General features: G+C 64.5%; 23 protein-coding genes. 15 read left to right on the top strand and 8 right to left on the bottom strand.

Annotated features, from left to right (window positions below; all coding sequences use genetic code 11):
* Positions 1 to 119 precede the first annotated feature (119 nt).
* On the bottom strand, positions 120 to 1,157 hold the full coding sequence (locus CK230_RS10155; RefSeq protein ID WP_095817054.1) for a zinc-binding dehydrogenase: 1,038 nt from the start codon (positions 1,155 to 1,157) through the stop codon (positions 120 to 122).
* 5 nt (positions 1,158 to 1,162) lie between these two features.
* Positions 1,163 to 2,404, bottom strand: coding sequence for an acyl-CoA dehydrogenase family protein (locus tag CK230_RS10150; RefSeq protein WP_095817053.1), 1,242 nt, complete (start codon positions 2,402 to 2,404; stop codon positions 1,163 to 1,165).
* Positions 2,405 to 2,518: 114 nt separating this feature from the next.
* On the opposite strand from CK230_RS10150, the gene CK230_RS10145 reads away from it, so the two are divergent.
* The 7 genes from CK230_RS10145 to CK230_RS10120 all read left to right on the top strand — a co-directional run bounded on the left by CK230_RS10145 (position 2,519) and on the right by CK230_RS10120 (position 6,881).
* Positions 2,519 to 3,334: an SDR family oxidoreductase gene (locus tag CK230_RS10145; RefSeq protein ID WP_095817052.1), complete on the top strand. Its 816-nt coding sequence runs from the start codon at positions 2,519 to 2,521 to the stop codon at positions 3,332 to 3,334.
* 80 nt (positions 3,335 to 3,414) lie between these two features.
* Positions 3,415 to 3,900 carry a MaoC family dehydratase gene (locus tag CK230_RS10140; protein ID WP_280952531.1) on the top strand — a complete coding sequence of 162 codons (486 nt, stop codon included), beginning with the start codon at positions 3,415 to 3,417 and terminating at the stop codon, positions 3,898 to 3,900.
* Positions 3,897 to 4,934 carry a phosphotransferase family protein gene (locus CK230_RS10135; protein ID WP_095817050.1) on the top strand — a complete coding sequence of 346 codons (1,038 nt, stop codon included), beginning with the start codon at positions 3,897 to 3,899 and terminating at the stop codon, positions 4,932 to 4,934. The genes CK230_RS10140 and CK230_RS10135 overlap by 4 nt, the downstream gene beginning before the upstream one ends.
* 16 nt (positions 4,935 to 4,950) lie before the next feature.
* Positions 4,951 to 5,454, top strand: coding sequence for an SDR family NAD(P)-dependent oxidoreductase (locus tag CK230_RS33565; protein WP_245429873.1), 504 nt, complete (start codon positions 4,951 to 4,953; stop codon positions 5,452 to 5,454).
* Positions 5,367 to 5,726 carry an SDR family oxidoreductase gene (locus CK230_RS33560; RefSeq protein WP_348629151.1) on the top strand — a complete coding sequence of 120 codons (360 nt, stop codon included), beginning with the start codon at positions 5,367 to 5,369 and terminating at the stop codon, positions 5,724 to 5,726. Before CK230_RS33565 ends, CK230_RS33560 begins: the two co-directional genes overlap by 88 nt.
* Positions 5,727 to 5,837: 111 nt before the next feature.
* Complete coding sequence (locus CK230_RS10125; protein ID WP_095817049.1) at positions 5,838 to 6,482, top strand: TetR/AcrR family transcriptional regulator; 645 nt, start codon at positions 5,838 to 5,840, stop codon at positions 6,480 to 6,482.
* Positions 6,483 to 6,647: 165 nt separating this feature from the next.
* Positions 6,648 to 6,881 (top strand): DUF680 domain-containing protein, encoded by a 234-nt coding sequence (locus tag CK230_RS10120; protein ID WP_095817048.1) that lies wholly within the window; start codon positions 6,648 to 6,650, stop codon positions 6,879 to 6,881.
* An 85-nt stretch (positions 6,882 to 6,966) separates the two neighbouring features.
* On the opposite strand, the gene CK230_RS10115 is transcribed toward CK230_RS10120, so the two are convergent.
* The 5 genes from CK230_RS10115 to CK230_RS10095 form a co-directional block, all read right to left on the bottom strand.
* Positions 6,967 to 7,185, bottom strand: a complete 219-nt coding sequence (locus CK230_RS10115; protein WP_095817047.1) for a hypothetical protein — start codon at positions 7,183 to 7,185, stop codon at positions 6,967 to 6,969.
* A gap of 71 nt (positions 7,186 to 7,256) precedes the next feature.
* Positions 7,257 to 7,838 (bottom strand): sarcosine oxidase subunit gamma, encoded by a 582-nt coding sequence (locus tag CK230_RS10110; protein ID WP_095817046.1) that lies wholly within the window; start codon positions 7,836 to 7,838, stop codon positions 7,257 to 7,259.
* Complete coding sequence (locus CK230_RS10105; protein WP_095817045.1) at positions 7,831 to 10,824, bottom strand: sarcosine oxidase subunit alpha; 2,994 nt, start codon at positions 10,822 to 10,824, stop codon at positions 7,831 to 7,833. Before CK230_RS10105 ends, CK230_RS10110 begins: the two co-directional genes overlap by 8 nt.
* The gene (locus CK230_RS10100) at positions 10,821 to 11,117 is read right to left on the bottom strand and encodes a sarcosine oxidase subunit delta (RefSeq protein WP_095817044.1); all 297 of its coding nucleotides are present in this window, start codon (positions 11,115 to 11,117) and stop codon (positions 10,821 to 10,823) included. The genes CK230_RS10105 and CK230_RS10100 overlap by 4 nt, the downstream gene beginning before the upstream one ends.
* 72 nt (positions 11,118 to 11,189) lie before the next feature.
* Positions 11,190 to 12,443: a sarcosine oxidase subunit beta gene (locus tag CK230_RS10095; RefSeq protein WP_095817466.1), complete on the bottom strand. Its 1,254-nt coding sequence runs from the start codon at positions 12,441 to 12,443 to the stop codon at positions 11,190 to 11,192.
* A 204-nt stretch (positions 12,444 to 12,647) separates the two neighbouring features.
* On the opposite strand from CK230_RS10095, the gene CK230_RS10090 reads away from it, so the two are divergent.
* The 7 genes from CK230_RS10090 to CK230_RS10060 all read left to right on the top strand — a co-directional run bounded on the left by CK230_RS10090 (position 12,648) and on the right by CK230_RS10060 (position 17,857).
* Complete coding sequence (locus CK230_RS10090; RefSeq protein ID WP_095817465.1) at positions 12,648 to 13,016, top strand: DUF2568 domain-containing protein; 369 nt, start codon at positions 12,648 to 12,650, stop codon at positions 13,014 to 13,016.
* A 164-nt stretch (positions 13,017 to 13,180) separates the two neighbouring features.
* On the top strand, positions 13,181 to 13,573 hold the full coding sequence (locus CK230_RS10085; protein WP_095817043.1) for an SET domain-containing protein-lysine N-methyltransferase: 393 nt from the start codon (positions 13,181 to 13,183) through the stop codon (positions 13,571 to 13,573).
* Between the two features lie 175 nt (positions 13,574 to 13,748).
* Positions 13,749 to 14,015: a 30S ribosomal protein S21 gene (gene rpsU / locus CK230_RS10080; protein WP_095817464.1), complete on the top strand. Its 267-nt coding sequence runs from the start codon at positions 13,749 to 13,751 to the stop codon at positions 14,013 to 14,015.
* A 132-nt stretch (positions 14,016 to 14,147) separates the two neighbouring features.
* Positions 14,148 to 14,999 (top strand): tetratricopeptide repeat protein, encoded by an 852-nt coding sequence (locus CK230_RS10075; protein WP_095817042.1) that lies wholly within the window; start codon positions 14,148 to 14,150, stop codon positions 14,997 to 14,999.
* A gap of 232 nt (positions 15,000 to 15,231) precedes the next feature.
* Positions 15,232 to 15,708: a DUF992 domain-containing protein gene (locus CK230_RS10070; RefSeq protein WP_095817041.1), complete on the top strand. Its 477-nt coding sequence runs from the start codon at positions 15,232 to 15,234 to the stop codon at positions 15,706 to 15,708.
* Positions 15,709 to 15,854: 146 nt separating this feature from the next.
* The gene (locus CK230_RS10065; protein ID WP_095817040.1) at positions 15,855 to 16,331 is read left to right on the top strand and encodes a DUF992 domain-containing protein; all 477 of its coding nucleotides are present in this window, start codon (positions 15,855 to 15,857) and stop codon (positions 16,329 to 16,331) included.
* A 134-nt stretch (positions 16,332 to 16,465) separates the two neighbouring features.
* Positions 16,466 to 17,857, top strand: a complete 1,392-nt coding sequence (locus tag CK230_RS10060; RefSeq protein ID WP_095817463.1) for an MFS transporter — start codon at positions 16,466 to 16,468, stop codon at positions 17,855 to 17,857.
* Positions 17,858 to 17,903: 46 nt separating this feature from the next.
* On the opposite strand, the gene CK230_RS10055 is transcribed toward CK230_RS10060, so the two are convergent.
* Positions 17,904 to 18,761, bottom strand: a complete 858-nt coding sequence (locus tag CK230_RS10055) for a LysR family transcriptional regulator (RefSeq protein ID WP_095817039.1) — start codon at positions 18,759 to 18,761, stop codon at positions 17,904 to 17,906.
* Positions 18,762 to 18,963: 202 nt separating this feature from the next.
* On the opposite strand from CK230_RS10055, the gene CK230_RS10050 reads away from it, so the two are divergent.
* Entirely contained in the window at positions 18,964 to 20,295 is a 1,332-nt protein-coding gene (locus CK230_RS10050; RefSeq protein WP_095817038.1) for an aspartate aminotransferase family protein, read from the top strand.
* Positions 20,296 to 20,298: the final 3 nt, after the last annotated feature.

The following is a 20,298-nucleotide window of genomic DNA, read 5'->3' as shown; positions in this document are numbered from 1 at the left end:
ATGCCCCCCACCCAACGCTCGAAGCGGGATCAGTCAAGCACCGTCCCGGCAATTTGATGGCGGCATATCACGGCCAAAACAACGGAGCATAGCCGCCGCCGGCCCGCCGTCCGGCGATATCATGGTTTTATGAACACCTTTCCGTTGGGCTTGGCGAGCTCGGCCGGCAGCCGTGCCATCGCCTCGTCCAGCGGCACGACCGCCGTGACGTCGGTCGACCAGCGTCCATCGGAAAAGCGCTTCTGCGCCTCCAGCACCGCCGGACCCAGCCTGTCGCGGAACTGGCGCATCCATTCGGCCAGCCAGAAACCCTCAACGCGTTTGTGCTGGAAGATCAGTTGCCCCGGCTCGCGGATCACCGTCGGCTCGGCGTCAAGCCTTCCATAGACGATCCAGCGCGCACGTTTCGGCAAGGCATTGAAAATAGTCGAAGCCAGCGGGCCGGTGACCGCGTCGAGGAAGATGCGCGGCTGCTCTGCCTTCATCGCCTCGCGCAACGCCACCTCGAAATCCGCCGCCTTCTCGTTGAGCACATGGGCGGCGCCGAGCTCCTTCAAAAGCGAGATCTGCTCGTCGCGACGCACCGTGACGATCGGCCGGAAGCCTGCCTCCTTCGCCAACCCGACGATCAGCTTGCAGAGCTGGCTGGCGCCGGCGGTCATGATGAAGGCCTTTTCGCCTTCCTCTCTGACGATGTCGAACATGGCCAAGGCGGTCAGCGGGTTGACGATCATCGCGGCGCCATCCTCGTCGCGCACCGTGTCGATCAGCGGGATGCAGGACGCGGCCTCGGCAACCGCATAGTCCGCCCAGGCGCCCCAGTTCGACACGCCGGTGGCGAAGGCGACCCGCTTTCCCGCCAGGCTCCTGGCATAGGGATCATCGCCGGTGGCGACGACGACGCCGACGCCTTCAAAGCCCGCCGGACGGCCCTTGACCCGCGGCTGGCCGTATTGGCCCTTGATGAAAGCGATGTCGGAGGGGTTGATCGAGGCGAGGCTGACCTTGATCAGCGCCTGTGTCGGCCCTGGCGCCGGCACGGCTATGCTGCCGGGCTCAAGGTAAGGCTCCATTGCCTCCAGCGCGGCCGCAGAAGGCGTCTTCGTATAGCCGTCGCCGACAAGCAGCAGACCTCGCATTCGCGCTGGAAGCGTCATGGCCGTCAGACCTTTTCCTGCGTGTATTTCTTCAGTTCCGTGCGCGCCACCTGGCGCCGGTGCACGGCGTCCGGCCCGTCGGCCAGCCGCAGCGTCCGCAAATGCGTCCAGGAGCGGGCAAGCGGCGTATCCTGGCTGATGCCTTGCGCGCCGAACATCTGCACCGCCTCGTCCGTGACCTTCAGCGCGACGCGGGGCGCCACCACCTTGATCTGGCTGATCCAGGGCGCGGCCGCGCGCGCGTCCCCCTGGTCGATCATCCACGCAGCCTTCAGGCACAAGAGCCGCGCCATCTCGATCTCCATCCGGCATTCGGCGATGATGTCGAAATTGGCGCCGAGCTTGGCCAGCGACTGGCCGAAGGCCTCGCGCCGCACCGAGCGCTGGCACAGCATCTCCAGCGCCATCTCGGCCTGGCCGATGGCGCGCATGCAGTGATGGATGCGGCCCGGCCCCAGCCGCCCCTGCGCGATCTCGAACCCCCTTCCCTCGCCGAGGATCAGGTTCGCCGCCGGCACCCGCACATTCTCGAATCGCAGATGCATATGGCCATGCGGGGCGTCGTCGTCGCCATAGACTTGCATTGGCCGCAGCTTGGTGATGCCCTTGCTGTCGGCGGGCACCAGGATCATCGAGTGCCGGCGATGCTGCGGCTCCTCGTCCGAGCCGGTCCTGACCATGACGATATAGATTGCACAGCGGGGATCACCGGCGCCGGACGCCCACCATTTCTCGCCGTTCAGCACATAGTCGCCGCCCTGCCGCTCGCAGCGCATCGAAATGTTCGTCGCATCCGAGGAGGCGACGTCCGGCTCGGTCATCAGATAGGCCGAGCGTATCCGGCCCTCCAGCAGCGGCTCCAGCCAGTCCCGCTTGTGCGCCCCCGAGCCGTAACGCTCCAGCACCTCCATGTTGCCGGTGTCGGGCGCCGAGCAGTTGAAGGTCTCGGCGCCGAGATGCGCCTTGCCCATCTCCTCCGCCAGATAGGCATATTCGACGGTGGAAAGGCCGTAGCCGCGCTTGGAATCGGTCAGCCACAAGTTCCACAACCCGCGCTCCCGCGCCGTCTTCTTCAAGCCTTCGAGGATCTCGGTCTGCCTGGCGGTGTAGGCCCAGCGGTCGCCCTCCTTGCCGATTTCGGCCAGAAACTCCTCGCCAAGCGGCGCGATCTCGTCGCGCACCATCGCCGCCACGCGCTGGTGGATCGGCTTCAGCCGCTCGGTCATGCCGAGATTCATGTCCGCCATCGCTTCCAGTCCCTTCGCAGATAGATCTTTACCCGTGGCAAGGATGACCGTACTTCGGCTAGCCTTGTCAACGCGAGTCCCTCGCCGGTTTGATCGAGGGTGCGGAGGAACGCGATGAGCTATCTGGACAAGCTGTTCTCGGTCGCCGCCAAGAGCGCGCTGGTGACGGGCGCGGCGACCGGCATCGGCCGCATGGTGGCGACCGGTCTGGTGCGCGCCGGCGCTCATGTGATGATCGCCTCGCGCAAGGGTGAGGATTGCGCCAAGGTCGCCAACGAATTGAATGCGCTCGGCGGCTCCGGCCAGGCCGAGGGCTTTGCCGGCGACGTGTCCAGCGAAGCGGGCATCACCGCTCTGGTCGCCGAGGTCAAGGCGCGCACGGAGCGGCTGCACATCCTGGTCAACAATGCCGGCATTTCCTGGGGCACGCCGCTGCAGGATTTCCCTTACCATGCCTGGGCCAAGGTGTTCGGCGTCAATGTCACCGCCGTCTTCCACCTGACCAGAGAACTCTTGCCGCTGCTTGACGCCGCCGCAAGCGACGAGGATCCGGCCCGCGTGATCAATCTCGGCTCGGTGATGGGAACCCAGCCGCTGGCCGACGACGCCTATTCCTACGCGGCCTCGAAAGCGGCGGTGCATCATCTGACGCGCACGCTGGCAATCGAGTTCGCCGCCCGCCGCATTACCGTCAACGCCTTTGCGCCCGGTCCTTTCCAGAGCCGCATGACGGCCTTCGCCACCGCGACCGAGGAACAGGCGAAACATGTTGGTAACCATGTTCCGCTCGGCCGCATCGGCGTGGCGGATGACATTGCCGGCGCAACGCTTTATTTGTGCAGCCGTGCCGGAAGCTATGTCACCGGCGCCATCCTGCCCATCGACGGCGGCCAGTCGGTGCAGCACGGAATGACTTTATTCAAGGAGTAAGTCGCCCGATTCAGGGAATCGGGCGGGGTTCAAGGAATAAGACTCCCGGTTCAAGGAATCCGGGCGGGGGTGCGGAGGACATCAGCGTGGAACCGATCAGTCTCGATACGCTTCTGGCAAGCGTCGGCAAGGAGGTCGGCGTCTCGCCCTGGCGAACGGTGACGCAGCGCATGATCGACCAGTTCGCCGATGCGACCGACGACCATCAGTTCATCCATTGCGATCCGGAGCGCGCCGAGCGCGAGACGCCGTTCGGTGGCACCATCGCGCATGGCTTCCTGTCGCTGTCGCTTTTGTCGGCGATGACCTTCGAGACCATGCCGCCGATCGAAAACACCAAGATGGGCGTCAACCACGGCTTCGACACGTTGCGCTTCCTGGCGCCGGTGAAGACGGGCTCCCGCATCCGCACCCGCTTCGTGCTGGCCGACGTCAAGGTGCGGCCCTCCGGCTGGGTGCAGACGGCGCATGACGTGACCATTGAGATCGAAGGCTCGAAGAAGCCCGCCTTGACGGCGCGCTGGCTGACTTTGACGCTGCTCGAGCGTCAGCCCGAGAACGCATGAGCGTCGAGGCCGGCGCCTTAGACCAGGCGGCGCTTGCGCCCTATCTCGAGGCGCATATTCCGGGCCTTGGCGGTCTGTCCGCCATTGAAAAATTCAAGTCCGGACAGTCCAATCCGACCTATCTCCTGACCGCTGCCAGCGGCCGCTATGTGCTGCGCGCCAAGCCGCCGGGACAATTGCTTAAATCCGCGCACCAGGTCGACCGCGAATTCCGGGTTATGCAGGCGCTTGCCGGCACGGCTGTGCCGGTGCCGCGCATGCTGCATCTCTCGGGCGGGGAATCGCCGATCGGCCGCATGTTCTACGTCATGGAATATCTCGACGGCCGCATCTTCTGGGATCCGCCGCTGCCGGGCGCTTCCGGCAATGACGAACGCGCGGCGATCTACGATGCCATGAATGCCACGCTAGCCGCCCTGCACGATGTCGATGTTGGCGCCGTCGGCCTTGGCGATTTCGGCAGGCCCGGCAGCTATTTTGAGCGCCAGCTCGCGCGCTGGTCCGGCCAATACCGGGCATCCGAAACGGAAACCATCGCCGACATGGATCGGCTAATTGAATGGCTCGAGACCCATATGCCGGCCGATGACGGGCGCGTTTCGCTTGTCCATGGCGACTACCGGCTGGACAACATGATGTTCGCGCTCGATGCGCCGAAAGTCATCGCGGTGCTCGATTGGGAGCTGTCGACGCTCGGCCACCCCTTCGCCGACCTCGCCTATCAATGCATGCAATGGCGGCTGCCGCATGCCTCGGGCTTTCGCGGCCTCGGCGGCGTCGACCGCGCTGCGGCCGGCCTGCCTTCGGAGGAGGCTTATGTCGCCGCCTATTGCAGACGGCGCGGCATTGGGAAGATCGACAACTGGACCTTCTTCCTGGCCTTCTCATTCTTCAGGCTGGCGGCGATCTGCCAAGGCGTCTATCGCCGCGCGCTGGACGGCAATGCCTCCAATCCCGAGAAGGCCAAGACCTACGGAGAGGCCGTCAAACTGCTTGCGGCGCTGGCAGTGGAACTGATCGACAAGAAGAGCTGAAGCGGAGAGCGGATAAATGGGCCGTTTCAACGGGGCGACCGTCCTCATCACCGGCGCGACAGGCGGTCTCGGCAGCGGCGCGGCAAAGGCCTTCGCGGCGGAGGGCGCACGGCTGGTGCTTTCCGACCTCGACGAGGCCGCGCTTGCCGATTTCGCCGCAACCCTCGACACCGAGAAGGCGACCCTTGCCGGCAACATCGCCGATGAAAAGCTCTCGCAGGATCTTGTGCAACTGGCCGTCGAAAAATTCGGCCGGCTCGACATCGCCATCAACAATGCCGGCATCGTGCACAGCTTCGTACGCCTGCCGCAGGTCACATCCGAGGAGGCGCGCCGCGTGGTCGACGTCGACCTGCTCGGCGTCTTCTATGCCATGAAGCACCAGATCCCTCAGATGGGCGCCAGTTCAGGGAAGGCGGCAAGGGCGGCGTCATCGTCAACATCGCCTCGGTCGCCTGTCTCTCCGGCGCGCCCAAGCTTTCGGTCTATGCCGCCGCCAAGCATGGCGTCGTTGGGCTGACGCGCTCAGCGGCCGTGGAATATGCCAGCAAGGGCATTCGCATCAATGCCGTCTGTCCCGCGCATACGCGCACGGCGATGGTCGACGGCTTCGCCCGCTTCACCGGCGCGCCGGAAGCCGAAGCGCTTGCCGAACTCACCCGCGGCGTGCCGATGAAGCGTGTCGGCGAGGTCGACGAGATCACGACCGGCATCCTGTTCCTCGCCGACCCGGCCAATTCCTTCATGACTGGCCATGCCCTGGCGCTGGACGGCGGCATTGGCGCCATCTGAGCAATCCCATTCCATTAGCTGCGGACGTAGCGGAACCAGTCCGCGCCCTTGTCCGTTCCCGTACAGCGTATATAATTTCGTCAGGCAACCAACGACAAAAGGCAGCGGACATTGACGCTGAGCGTTCAGAAACGCCGCGAAAAACAGAAGGCGGAGCTTCGCTCCGAACTCGTCGCGGCAGCGCACAAGCTGGTGCAGGAAGAAGGCTACGAAGGCCTGACCATCCGCAAGCTCGCCAAGCGCGTCGGCTATGCGCCGATGTCGGTCTATTCCTACTTCGCCGACAAGCAGGACATCCTATTCGCGCTCGCCGAGGACGCCTTCGAAACGCTGGCCCGTCGCATCGAGGCGCACCCCGCCGACGACCCGGTCGAGGCGCTCAAGGCGGTGATGACCGAATATGCTGCTTTCGGCCTTGGCAATCCCAACGAATACCGCACCGTCTTCATGACCGAGAAGACCAGGCTGCCGGAGGGGCGCAGCTACGAGGACATGGAAGAGGGCAACCCCGCCATGAAGGTGCTGATCAAACGTGTCGAGGCCTGCGTCGCCGCCGGCAAGCTCGAGGGCGACCCGCGCGCGATCGCCACCATGCTGTGGACCGTCGGCCACGGCACGATCTCGCTGCTGATCACCTTTCCCTTCTATCCGTTCGGTGATCCCCAGACCTATGTGAAGCGGATGTGCGATTTCATGCTGGCCTCATTGTCGGCGCAGGATATCCCCCCGCTCACCGAAACACCCGTCAACTGCTGACCGGCGTTTGCGCCGCTTTTCCACGAGGACGATCGCTTGGATTCGCGCCGACGAATTCTTACGTTCAAGAAAAGTTGTCGTACGCGTACAAATTCCCTCTTGAATTCAGCCTCCGTTAACCGTATCTGTACGTTGTGTCGTACATGTACGAACCGGAGACGGAAAATGAAGACGACCATCCTCGCCCTCGCCGCCGTTTTGGCTTTCTCGGGCGCCGCCTTTGCCGGCGCGAGCCAGCCGGCAAAGCATGCCCCGGCTGCCTGCACCCAGACCAACGCCAATGTGGCGCTCGATTGCACCGCGACCGGCTCCGTCGAAAAGGCGGACACCACCAAGACCCAGCCGAAGAGCCCGAAGCTTGGCATCGACGTCAACCCGTGGTTCGTGCCCGGCCTGTAAGCGCTACTGTTAAGATCAAACGAAAACGGGCGGCAATTGGCCGCCCTTTTTCGTTTTGTCTGTTGCCCGAGCGATCTGCCCAGACTTATTTCTTGCGAGGTTTCGCCCCTGGCACGGTCTTGGCCGGCGTTTCCGGCCCGCCGGGGATGGAAGTGCTCGTGATAGACACCGGGTCGCTGGCCGGAAACGTATCCTCGAGGCCTTCCTCAAGTTCTTCTTCCTCGATTTCGCGATGCTTTTCGTGCTCCAGCGAGCGGACGGCCGGAGTCTTCTTGGGCGATTTCGGCGCGGTTTTGGACGGCATCGGCAATCTCCTCGCAAGCCGTGGAAACGAGGCGGACCGGCGATGGTTCCTCGCACCAATGCCTGCGAGGATCAGTTCGCTGCGTCGCTCGCCGCTTCCGACAGCAAAGTAAAGACATAGTCCGAGAAGGAACGCCAGCATTCCACGCGGAAGCTGTCTTCCGCGGTGCGCAGCAGCACGATCTCGGATTTGCCGAGGATGGTGCGCGAGGCAGCACCCACCGGGAAGGCCTCGATCGACAGGTCTTGCGGACAACCCGAATTGACCGTCACGGCGGCCGCTGGTCCGGCAACCGAAATCCCTACATTTCGATGCGAGATGCCGACCGCCGAATGCAGCGCCGTCACCTTGGCGCAGTCGGCGAGCGGGTCATTGCCGGCCTCGTCGATGATCATCCATTCGTCCGGGCCGAGCCACAGCGCGGTGCGGCCGTCCTTCATGGCCGAGGTCTTCGGCTTGACCGGCAGCGTCACGCCGAGCGCCTTGGAAAGTGCGGCAAGCGAAGCCTGCGGCGCGCGCAGCGAGATGCGTTCGGCCGGCGGCAGCATCTCCACCTTTACGCCGGGCGCCGACAGCGTGCGGCCGGCAAGCGCAGGACGCCGTTCGACGGAAGCGGATGCAGCAGCTTTTGTCTTGGCGGCAGCCTTAGCCATTGAGGCGCCCTCCCTTCTCGTCGACGAACACCATGCCGGTGACTTCCACCTCGATCGTACCGTTCGGCATCGGCACATAGAGCGTCTGCCCCATGCGGTCGCGGCCGCCGGCAACCAGCGCCAGCGCGATGGAACGGCCGCAATTCTCCGACCAGTAGCTGGAGGTGACGTGGCCGATCATCTTCATCGGGATCGGCTGCTTCGGATCCGCGACAATCTGGGCGCCCTCTTCCAGCACGACTTTCGGGTCCTTGGTCTTCAACCCGACAAGCTGCTTGCGCGCCTTGGCCACCAGGTCCGGACGGGTCAGGCCGCGGATGCCGACGAAGTCGGTCTTCTTCTTGCCGACCGCCCAGTCGAGCCCGGCATCGCTCGGCGTCACCGTGCCGTCGGTGTCCTGGCCGACGATGATGTAGCCCTTCTCGGCGCGCAGAACGTGCATCGTTTCGGTGCCGTAGGCGACAGCACCATGCTTCTGGCCCTCGGCCCACAGCGCTTCCCACACCGCCTCGCCGTAATCGGCCGGCACATTGACCTCGAAGCCACGCTCGCCGGTGAAGGACATGCGGAACAACCTTGTCGGCACGCCGCAGATCTTACCCTCGCGCACCGACATATGCGGCATCGCCTCGTCCGAGATGTCGATGCCTTCGACCAGCGGCGCGATGATGTCGCGAGACTTCGGCCCCTGCACCGCGATGACCGCCCATTGCTCGGTGATCGAGGTCAGCCAGACATTGAGATGCGGGAACTCGGTCTGGAGGTAATCCTCCATATGGTTCATGACACGCGGCGCGCCGCCTGTGGTCGTCGTCACGTGGAAGCGGTCCGGCGCCAGCCTGCCGACGACACCGTCATCATAGATAAAGCCGTCCTCGCGCAGCATGATGCCGTAGCGGCAGCGGCCGGTTTCCAGCTTCTCCCACGGATTGGTGTAGAGCAGTTCCATGAATTTCGCCGCGTCCGGCCCGACCACCTCGATCTTGCCGAGCGTCGAGGCGTCGAACAGCCCGCCCACTTTTCGCACCGTCACGCATTCGCGGTTGACGGCGGCATGCATGTCCTCGCCGGCCCTCGGAAAATACCAGGCCCGCTTCCAGTGGCCGACTTCCTCGAACACGGCGCCGTGCGACGCCGCCCAGCCATGGGTCGCCGTGCGCCGGGTCGGATCGAACAGCGCGCCGCGCGCGTGCCCGACGATCGAACCGAAGGTCACCGGCGTATAGGGCGCGCGGAACGTGGTGAGGCCGACCTGCGGGATCGGCTTGCCAAGCTCCTCGGCGGCGATCGCCAGGCCGTGCATGTTGGACGTCTTGCCCTGGTCGGTCGCCATGCCGTTGGTGGTGAAGCGCTTGACGTGCTCGATCGAATGCATGCCTTCATGCACCGCCTGGCGGATGTCCTTGGCGGTGACGTCGTTCTGGAAATCGACGAAGGCCTTGACCGTGGTGCCCGGCCCGGCGCCGGGAGCGGCGCCCAGCATGCCGCGCGACCAGCTCTCGCCGGCATCGACCTTCGGCTTGGCGCCTTTTCCGGCCTTGCCGCCGGCATCCTTCGCCGCCTTGGCCCCGGCGGCATAGGCTTCGTCGACCGTTGCGTCCAGGCCGTCGGTGCCGTTGCAGGCGCCGACCGAGACGCAATCCTGCGCGTAGGTGCCGGGCACGAAGCGCTTGGTGTCATCGTTGAAGGCGACCTTGCCGCGTGATTGCGAGAACAGATGCACCGACGGCGTCCAGCCGGACGACATTAGGATCGCGTCGACCGGGATGGTGCGTTCGCCGCCGCCATTCTTCGGCTGCACGGTCATCGAGGACACGCGCAGCTTGCCGCCGGCACTCACCACCGCACGTCCGAAATTGATCTCGATCCCCAGCGCCCTCGCTTCGTCGATCACCGGACAGGTTGGATTGTCGCGCAGGTCGACGATGGCCGCGATGTTGACGCCCGCCTTCTTGAGGTCGATCGCCGCCGCATAGGCGGAATCGTTGGCCGTATAGACGCCGACATTCCTGCCTACCGCGACGCCATAGTGGTTGAGATAGGTGCGCGCGGCAGATGCGAGCATGACGCCAGGACGGTCGTTGTTGGCGAAGACCATGTGCCGCTCGATGGCACCGGTGGCGATGACGACGCGGCCGGCGCGAACCTGCCACAGACGTTCGCGCGCCAGCTCGCGGCCCGGGCTCTTGAGATGGTCGCTGACCCGCTCGACCAGGCCGACGAAATTCTGCGCGTAATAGCCGAAGGCCGTCGTGCGCGACAGCACCCGCACATTGTCCATCGCCTTGAGCTTCGCGATCGCGCCTTGAGCCCATGCATAGCCGTCCTGGCCGTCGATCCTGGCGCCGCTCTCGAAGCGCAGGCTGCCGCCGAATTCGGCCTGCTCGTCGGCGAGGATCACCCGCACGCCCGTTTCGGCGGCGGCAAGGGCAGCGGCAATGCCGGCAGCGCCGCCGCCCAGCACCAGCACCTCGCAATGCGCGTAGCGCGCGGCATAGTGGTCCGGATCCGGCTTCTCTGGCGAAACGCCGAGGCCTGCGGCGGCGCGGATCTTCGGCTCGTAGAGATCCTTCCAGGCCCATTTCGGCCACATGAAGGTCTTGTAGTAGAAGCCGGCCGAAAACATCGGCGATGCAAGGTCGTTGACCGCGCCGACGTCGAAGGCAAGCGACGGCCAACGGTTCTGCGAAATGGCGGTCAGCCCGTCATAGAGCTCCTGCACGGTGGCGCGAACATTCGGTGTCTTGCGCGCATCGTCGCGCACGATCTGCACCAGCGCGTTGGGCTCCTCCGCGCCGGCCGACAGGAAGCCGCGCGGCCGGTGATACTTGAAGGAACGGCCGACCAGATGCACGCCGTTGGCAAGTAGCGCCGAGGCCAGCGTGTCGCCCTCGATGCCGCTGTAGGGCTTGCCGTCGAAGCTGAAGGAGGCGGTCTTCGCTTGGCTCAGGCGCCCGGCGCCAGAGATACGGAACACGGCGGTCATTTCGAGGCTCCAGGCAGCTTCGAGGGCTTCGGCTCGCCGGCCTTGTAGGTCATGACGAACTTGTCGGTGACGGTGTCGCGCACCGCATTGAAGAAGCGCGCGCAGCCATGGATGTGGCGCCAGCGCTCATAGATGACACCCTTCGGGTTCGCGCGGATGAAGAAGAATTTCTCGAAATCGTCGTCGCTTTCGGCGGCAATGTTCGTCGGGCGCGCGATATGCGCCTCGCCCGCATTGCGGAACTCGAGTTCCGGGCGCTCTTCCTCGCAATAGGGACAGCGGATGAGAAGCATCTGGGGGATCCTAAAACTTGCCGTGACCGACGCGCGCGTCGGCCTGTTGATCGCAAAGCGGCTGAGCCATCATCAGTGCGCCACCGCGGCCGCGGCGGCTTCGTCGATGAGACGGCCTGTGCGAAAGCGCTCGAGCGTGAAGGGCGCGTTGATCGGGTGCGGCTCGTCCTTTGCGATCGTATGCGCGAAGACATTGCCCGAGCCGGGCGTCGCCTTGAAGCCGCCGGTGCCCCAGCCGCAATTGACGTAAAGCCCCTTGACCGGCGTTTTCGCCAGGATCGGCGAGCGGTCCGGCGTGACGTCGACGATGCCGCCCCAGGAGCGCAGCATCTTCATGCGGGTGAAGATCGGGAACATCTCGCAGATGGCGTCGAGCGTGTGCTGCAAGATGTGCAGGCCGCCGGTCTGCGAATAGGAGACATACTGGTCGGTGCCGGCGCCGATGACGAGTTCGCCCTTGTCGGACTGCGAGATATAGGCGTGCACGGTGTTCGACATCACCACGCAGGGCACCACCGGCTTGATCGGCTCCGACACAAGCGCCTGCAGCGGATAGCTCTCGAGCGGCATGCGCACGCCGGCCATGTTCATGATGACCGACGAATGGCCGGCCGCCACCACGCCCACCTTCTTGGCGCCGATGAAGCCGCGCGTCGTCTCGACGCCGCTGACCGCGCCGTTGGCCGCGCGCTTGATGCCGGTGACCTCGCAGTTCTGGATGATGTGGACGCCGCGCGCCGAGGCGCCGCGCGCATAGCCCCAGGCGACCGCGTCATGCCGCGCCGTGCCGCCGCGCCGCTGCAACGCCGCGCCCATCACCGGATAGCGCGCTTCCTTTGATATGTTGAGCGGCGGACAGAATTCCTTCGCCTGTTCCGGCGTCAGCCACTCATTGTCGATGCCGTTGAGGCGGTTGGCATGGATGTGGCGCTTGAACACCTGCACGTCATGGACGTTGTGCGCCAGCATCATGACGCCGCGCGCCGAATACATGACGTTGTAGTTGAGCTCCTGGCTGAGCCCGTCCCACAGCTTCAGCGCATGGTCGTAGATGCCGGCGCTTTCGTCATAGAGGTAGTTGGAGCGGATGATGGTGGTGTTGCGGCCGGTGTTGCCGCCGCCGAGCCAGCCCTTTTCCAGCACCGCGATGTTGGTGATGCCGTGCTCGCTCGCCAGGTAATAGGCCGTCGCCAGGCCGTGCCCGCCGGCGCCGACGATGATGACGTCATATTCCTTCTTCGGCTCGGGCGAGGTCCACTGCTCTTCCCAGCCCTTGTGGCCGCGCATCGCCTCGCGGGCAATGGCGAATACCGAGTATTTCTTCACGTTAAGCCTCGCGCCAAAAATCGCGGATGTCGTCCGGGCCTCTCCCGTCACGCGACGGTGTATCACTAGCGAAACCGCGATGTCATCCTTGCGCTGTTTGCGACGGCGCTTGCCGCTTTGCGCCATGCCGAAAGGATGGCGTCCGGGCTGGCAGCCGCGTCCGCGATCGGCCATACCGATTGCTCCCGGACCTGGAGGATGGATATGGGCCACGCCTGGTGGAATCTGACCTTGCGCTTTCTGCTGGAACTTGCGGCGCTGCTTGGGCTCGGCATGGCCGGCTGGAGCCTGTTCGAAGGGTGGTGGCGCTGGCTCCTCGCCTTGGCCTTGCCGCTTATCGCGGCTGCGCTGTGGGGAACCTTCGCGGTTCCTGACGACCCAAGCCGGTCAGGCCGCGCGCCGGTTCCTGTGCCGGGCGGGGTGCGGTTGGCGCTGGAACTCGTCATACTGTTCGGCGGCGCCGCCGGGTTCTATCTGGCAGGTCATGCGGCCGCAGGCCTAGCCATGGCTCTGCTGATCGCCCTCAGCTACGCCTTCTCCCTGGACAGGCTGGGTTGGCTGTTGCGGCAGTAGTGGACAGCGGCCTTTGCCGCGGCCAAAGCCGGACGCTTCGATCGACCGGATGTGATCCGGGGGGCGGACAGCAGACATGCCTGTCCGCTGAAATCTCGTGATGCGGCCTTGCATTCCGGTCCGTTTTGACGATTTTCATTTCCCGTCGAAAACGGACCGGAACGATGCTGCTGATCAGAACCTATGTTGCCCAGAGCGCCATCGAGGGCGTCGGCGTCTTCGCCGCCGAGCCGATCCGCAAAGGCGCTTCGATCTGGCGGCTCGATCCCGATTTCGACCGGCTGATCCCGATGGAAAAATACGAAGCCGCGCCCCCGCATCTGAGGGAATTGCTCGACCGCTATGCCTATCCGAGCCCGGACAAGCCGGGCTTCATGGTCTATGAGGTCGACAATGGCCGCTTCATGAACCACTCCGAGCGGCCGAATACGGATTTCTCGCAATATGGCGGCGCCACCGCCATTCGCGACATCGCCGCCGGCGAGGAAATCACCTGCGATTATGGCGAGTTTTTCGAGGATTTCGCACGCCTTCATCTGGCGGCGGCGGAAGGCTGAATCGCGGCGGGGCGCGCCGCTCCGGTTTTTGATCGCGCTTTCCCGCAATCAGCGGTGGACATCCCGGGCTGATTCTGCTATCAGCCGCCACAATTCGCGGTGCAACTCGCCGCGGGAGGCACCTCGGCTATTGGCCGATTGCCTAACGATTTCAAACCCGAAGACAGGATTGCCCGTGCAGGTACTCGTCCGCGACAACAACGTTGATCAGGCGCTTCGCGCGCTGAAGAAGAAAATGCAGCGCGAAGGTATTTTCCGCGAAATGAAGATGCGCGGTCACTACGAGAAGCCGTCCGAGAAGCGTGCCCGCGAGAAGGCGGAAGCCGTGCGCCGCGCCCGCAAGCTGGCCCGCAAGCGCGCCCAGCGCGAAGGCCTGCTGCCGATGACCCCGCGTCCGGCTCCGGCCGGTGCTGGTGGCGCGCCGCGTTCGCCGCGCCCATAACGCCTATTTTTCGTCCTTTTCGAAGGATACCGAAGGTGGCGCGATGCGGAATCGCCGCCACCTTTTTGTTTATAGATTCGAGCCGGTTCGGAGAGGGAACGGACTGACGGCGCTGCGGCAGTGAGGACAAAGATGAACGCTATTACCGTGGAGCGTGGAACCGCTTTTCGCGGCTTCGCCCTGACGGCGGCCCTGCTTTCGGGTCTGATGCTTGCAGCATGCCAGACGGCCCCGACGGGTGAGTTCAACTCGATCGACAAGGCGCAAGGCTCAAGCGAGAACATCTCCTCGCTCTCGGCGGTCATCCAGCGCAATCCGCAGGATCCCGAGGGTTATAATGTGCGCGGCTCGGCCTATGGCCGCGGCGGCCAGTACCAGGCGGCGCTCAAGGACTTCAACCAGGCCATCCAGCTCAATCCGAACTTCTACCAGGCCTATTCGAACCGCGCGCTGATCCAGCGTTTCCTCGGCAACCAGGAAGCGGCTCTGGCTGACTACAACCGCTCGATCCAGATCAACGCCAATTACGATGCCGCCTATATCGGCCGCGGCAATCTCTACCGTAAGGCGGGCCGCACCCAGGATGCCTTCAACGACTTCCAGAAGGCGATCCAGCTCGACACCACCGATGCGCGCGCCTACCACAATCGTGGCCTGATCTATCAGAGCCAGGGCCAGCACAAATTCGCCATCGAGGATTTCTCGACCGCCATCTCGCTGGCGCCGGACGCCGCCGAGCCCTACAACGGCCGCGGCCTCTCCTATCTGGCGACAGGCGACGAGGACAACGCCTTCTCCGATTTCAACATGGCCATCAAGCTCGACGGCAAGAATGCCGAGGCCTGGGCCAACCAGGCGCTGATCTACGAGCGCCGCGGCGACAAGGCCAGGGCCGCCAAGTCCTACCGCGAGGCGATCCACCTCGACCCGAACTACCAGCCGGCCAAGGACGGTCTGTCGCGCACCGGCACCAACGCCAGCTGATCGCAAGCTGACGCCCACAGAGGTACCTATCACGACTTAGGCGTCGTCCTCGATCGCCTGAGTGGCCGCCGGTGACTTCGGTGTTGCGCCGTGAGACGCCGATAGCGATCCGTTAACCGCCCAAGGCAATGCGTTAATCTTTGCCATGTTCGCGCCAAGGTTTCGGCGGAACGCTCGGCGCACCTCGCTCGTTTAAGCCGGGGCCAAAATTTTTCGCGAAAGGACCTTTCCAATGATCAAATCCCTTGCCTGTGCCGCTGCCGCGCTTGCCGCCACGGTCCTCGCTTCTCCGGTCAGCGCCGGCACGCTCCGGCTCGGCACGCTCGATTGCACCATCGACGGCGGCGTCGGCTATGTCATCACGTCCAACAAGGGCGTATCCTGCACCTTCCGTCCCTATCATCACGGTCCGGCCGAGCAATACACCGGCATGATCTCCAAGCTCGGCGTCGACATCGGCCAGACGCATCAGGGCCAGCTCGTCTGGGCAGTGCTCGGCGCCACGCGCCATCATGAGGCGGGCGACCTCGCCGGCAGCTATTACGGCGTCAACGCCGAGGCCTCCGTCGTGACCGGCGGCGGCGCCAACCTCCTGGTCGGCGGCCTCGACGGCGCCTTCATGCTGGAGCCGCTCAGCGTCCAGGCGCAGACCGGCGTCAACCTGGCCGTCGCGGTAGCGTCGCTGGATCTGGTCCACTCCTACAAATAAGCGCTCAGCCGCTAACGACATCCGCCTATACGCGCGGCCCGGAACAGGACATTGTAGCCGTTCCGGGCCGTATGCTTTTGAGCAATTCCAGGAAAAGTGTGACACGGTTTTCCGTCCGGAATTGCGTCAAAACAAGAGGGGGACATATGTCGAGGATCATCGCCGCAGCCGCGATCGTGATTATTGCACTGGCCGGACAGGCTCAAGCGGAAACCGGCGGCGTCGAGCTCGGCGTGCTGGATTGCGCCATCGGCGGCGGCACCGGCTTCGTCTTCGGCTCCAGCAAGGATCTGAGCTGCACCTTCACGCCGGCCGACAAGACCTTCGCGCCGGAAGCCTATTTCGGCGCCGTCAACAAATACGGCCTCGACATCGGCACCACCAGCCAGAGCGTGATGCGCTGGCTGGTGCTGACGCCCATGAACAACATCTACGCTCCGGGCGCGCTCGCCGGCGACTATGTCGGCGCCAGCGCCGAGGTGACCGCCGCGGTCGGCGCCAATCTGCTGGTCGGCGGCACCGGCAACGCCTTCACCCTGCAGCCGCTCAGCATCCAGACCCAGACCGGCCTCAACATCGCCATCGGCGTCAGCCAGTTCCAGCTGCGCAGCACGGCGAACTGACGTCCGTCATCACGGCATAAAAAATCCGCTTGAGCTCAAGTCCGCTTGAGGTTCTACAGACATGCCCGACATGAAATCGGGAGAGCGTCTTGAATAGGGAATCGGAAAACAAGGTCGACTGGCGGGCGCTGTGGATGAGCGGCGACCTGGCGCGCTTCTGCTTCATCAATCTCGGCATTCTGCTCTACGCCACCAACGAGACGATGGTGGCGACGGTGATGCCGGCGATGGTCGGCGAGTTGGACGGTGTGCAGTTGGTCGGCTGGTCGCTGGCGATCTACGAGCTTGGCGCCATTACTGCGGGCGCTGCGGCCGGCCGGCTGGTCAGCTACGTCAGCCTGCGCAACAACATGGCGGTCGCTGCCCTGCTTTACGCGGCCGGCGCGCTGGTAAGCGCTGTGGCTCCCTCGATGGCGCAGTTCCTCGCCGGACGATTGATCGAGGGCCTCGGTGGCGGCGCGCTGGTTTCGCTGGCGTTCATCTCGGTCGAGCGGTTGTTTCCACGCAACATCTGGCCGCAACTCTTCGGCGTGATGTCGGCGATCTGGGGCATCGCCGCCTTTAGCGGTCCGATGATCGGGGCGATCATGGTCGAGCTTCTGTCCTGGCGCTGGGCGGTCGGCATCTTCACGCTGGGCGGCATCGCCGTCGCGCTTGCCAGCCTGACCGTCCTCAACACCGCCGGCGCGTCGCGGCCGCAGGCGTCTAGCGACACGGCACCGCCCTTCCCCTATGGCGCGCTCGGCTGCCTTGCCGTCGCCGTCGTGCTGATCGCAACCGCTGGCGTCGATATCGCTCTGTTGCGCTCTTCGATCCTGCTTGCGCTTGGCCTGGTCGGCCTGGCGCTGTTCGTCCAGATCGATGGGCTCAAGCCTCGCTCGCGGCTCTTTCCGTCAAATCTGTTTTCGTGGCGCTCGCCAGTCGGCAGCGGCATGACCATGGTCGCGGCGTTCTCGGTGGCGACTTGCTCCTTCGGCATCTACGGGCCTCTGCTCTTGACCACGCTGCATCAGATCCCGCTTCTCACCACCGGCTATATCATCGCCGCCGAGTCGATCTCATGGTCGATCCTGTCGATCCTCGTCGCCAATGCGCCGCTGCATCGCGAGCGGTCGATCATCGTCGTCGGCGCGGTGATGATCGCCTGCGGCGTTGCCGGCTTCGCCTACACGATCCCGACCGGCTCGATCCCGCTGATCCTGCTCTGCGCCCTTTTGCAGGGCGGCGGCTTCGGCGTCGCCTGGCCGTTCCTGACCCGCGTGATCGTTGCCTCGGCGCGCGAGGGCGAACAGACCATCGCCTCCGCCGCCGTGCCGACGATGCAACGGATCGGCTATGCGGTTGGCGCGGCCGTCGCCGGCATCATCGCCAATGCCAGCGGCTTCTCCGAAGGGCTGAGCCGCGAGGCGGCCGCGACCGTCGCTGGCTGGCTGTTCCTGGCTTTCGTGCCGCTCGGGATCGTCGGCTGCCTGGCGGCGCTCAGGATATCGTCTAGGGCGAACCGGCCGCAATTCGCCGCGAGCTGACGCTCAAGGCCCGGAACTGATCGAGAAGCCGCAAGGCGGCAGACCCTCAAAGCGACGGCAGAACGTTTCGGATATGATGGGCAAAGGCCGTGGCCGCGGGCGATCGATCCGCGTCGGCGAAAACGATCACAATGCCGAGTTCAGGAAGCGGAGGAAGCGGAGCGCCGAGAATATGGAGGTCGGGCGGCACGGCCTCCTCGGCCATCACGCTGATCGCCAGACCTGACCGCGCCACGGCGATCAGCCCGGCAAGGCTGTTGGAGGCATAGGCTATCTTGTAGCGCAGGCCGGAGCGGGTCATGGCCTCACAGGCCCCCTTGTGGTCGATCGCGTTCGACGCGGCCAGGGCCAGCGGAACGGTATCGCCGAAATCATAGAGCTCCAGAATTGGCCGGCTGCCGACCCAGACCAGGGACTCTCTGCGCACCACATCCGGTGCATCGCTTGGATTGGGTGTGGAAACGAGCGCCAGATCGACCTGACGCGCATTGATGAGCGTGCGCAGTTCGACCGTCGGCGCCGAGACCACCTTGATCTCGACATCGGGATACATGGTACCGAAACTCTTCAGGAGCGCTGGGAAGAACGCGCTCAGATAATCTTCGGGGCTGCCGAAGATGATCGACCCATGCAGGCCCTTGTCGGAAAAGGCCGAGATCGCCTCGTCGTGGATTTTGAGGATACGCTCGGCATAGGCCAGAAATCGTTCGCCGCTGCCGGTCAGCCGCACGCCGCTGCCGCTGCGATGGAATAGGCTCTGGCCAAGCGCTTCCTCCAGCCGCTGGATCTGCATGGTCACGGCCGATTGCGTGCGCCCGACCTGAACAGCCACGGCGCTCAGCGTACCGGAATGCGCCGCGCGCACGAATGTCGACAGAAGCTTGAGATCGAGCGGAGCCTGCATATCAAATCCGTTGATATCCGGATCCGATTACTATCAATTTTACTGCACCAACGCCAACCGCTATCTAATGCATGTCGCCCAAAAGTGCGCAGCGGTTTTGGGAGAACGACATGCATAAAAACAACAACCTAAAGCGCGTCGCATTAGGGCGTTCAGACGCGACGCGCTTTGGTCATCCGGACGCTTTGGTGGAGCTGGAACGATGTCGAAGAACCAGGATCGCGGTTTTTGGAATGCGGCGCAAAAGCATCTGATACGCTATGGCGGCAGCTTCGAGCCGGCGATCATCGAGCGTGCGGCGGGATCCTTCGTCTACGACGCCGACGACCGGCCGATCCTCGATTTCACCTCCGGCCAGATGAGCGCGCTGCTCGGCCATTCCCATCCCCGGATCGTTTCCACGGTAAGCCGCCAGGTCGGTCAGGTCGCGCATCTGTTCAGCGGCATGCTGTGCCGTCCGGTGGTCGAGCTTGCCGAGCGCCTGGCGGCGCTGGCGCCGGGGCTCGACCGGGTGCTGCTCCTGTCGACCGGCGCGGAATCGAACGAAGCCGCGATCCGCATGGCCAAGCTGGTGACCGGCAAGCACGAGATCGTCGCTTTTTTGAAGAGCTGGCACGGCATGACCGGTGTCGCCGCATCGGCGACCTACAGCGCCGGCCGCAAAGGCTATGGGCCGGCCGCCGTCGGCTCGCTCGCAATCCCGGCGCCGAACAGTTTTCGGCCGCGTTTCAGGAATGCCGACGGCTCGCTCGATTGGCAGACCGAGCTCGATGATGCTTTCGATCTGGTCGACAGCCAGTCGACGGGCAACCTGGCCGCCTTCGTCGCCGAACCGATACTGTCGAGCGGCGGCATATTGGAACTGCCGCAGGGCTATCTGGCGGCGCTGCAAAAGAAATGCCGCGAGCGCGGCATGCTGCTGATCCTCGACGAGGCGCAGACCGGCATCGGCCGCACCGGGCATATGTTCGCCTTCCAGCGGGACGGCGTCACCCCGGATATCCTTACGCTTTCCAAGACGATCGGCGCCGGCCTGCCACTGTCGGCCGTCATGACGACGGCCGAGATCGAGGAGGAAGCGCATGCGAAAGGCTTCCTGTTTTACACCACCCATGTCTCAGATCCGCTGCCGGCAGCCGTCGGCCTCGCCGTGCTCGATGTGGTGGCGGAGGAAAAGCTGGTTGAGCGCGCCCGCCATCTCGGCGCGCGATTGTTCGATGGCCTCTCGCGGCTCAAGCAGCGTTACGACTGCGTCGGCGACGTGCGCGGCCGTGGCCTCCTGCTCGGTGTCGAGATCGTCAAAGACGGCAGGGTTCCCGATCACCAGCTTGGCGCCGCCATTGCCGTGGAAGCATTTCGGCGCGGCCTCAGCATGAACATCGTCAAGCTTCCCGGCATGGGCGGCGTCTTCCGCATCGCGCCGCCGCTGACGATCTCCGAGGAAGAGCTGGATCTCGGCCTGAAGATCATCGCCGAGTCGATCGAGGCCGGGCTCGCCGCGAACATGAGCCGTCCCGGCATCGCCGCCGAGTGACGT

The sequence above is a fragment of the Mesorhizobium sp. WSM3859 genome (assembly GCF_002295065.1).
Taxonomy (GTDB): domain Bacteria; phylum Pseudomonadota; class Alphaproteobacteria; order Rhizobiales; family Rhizobiaceae; genus Mesorhizobium.
This window is presented reverse-complemented; position numbering and strand designations above follow the sequence as displayed.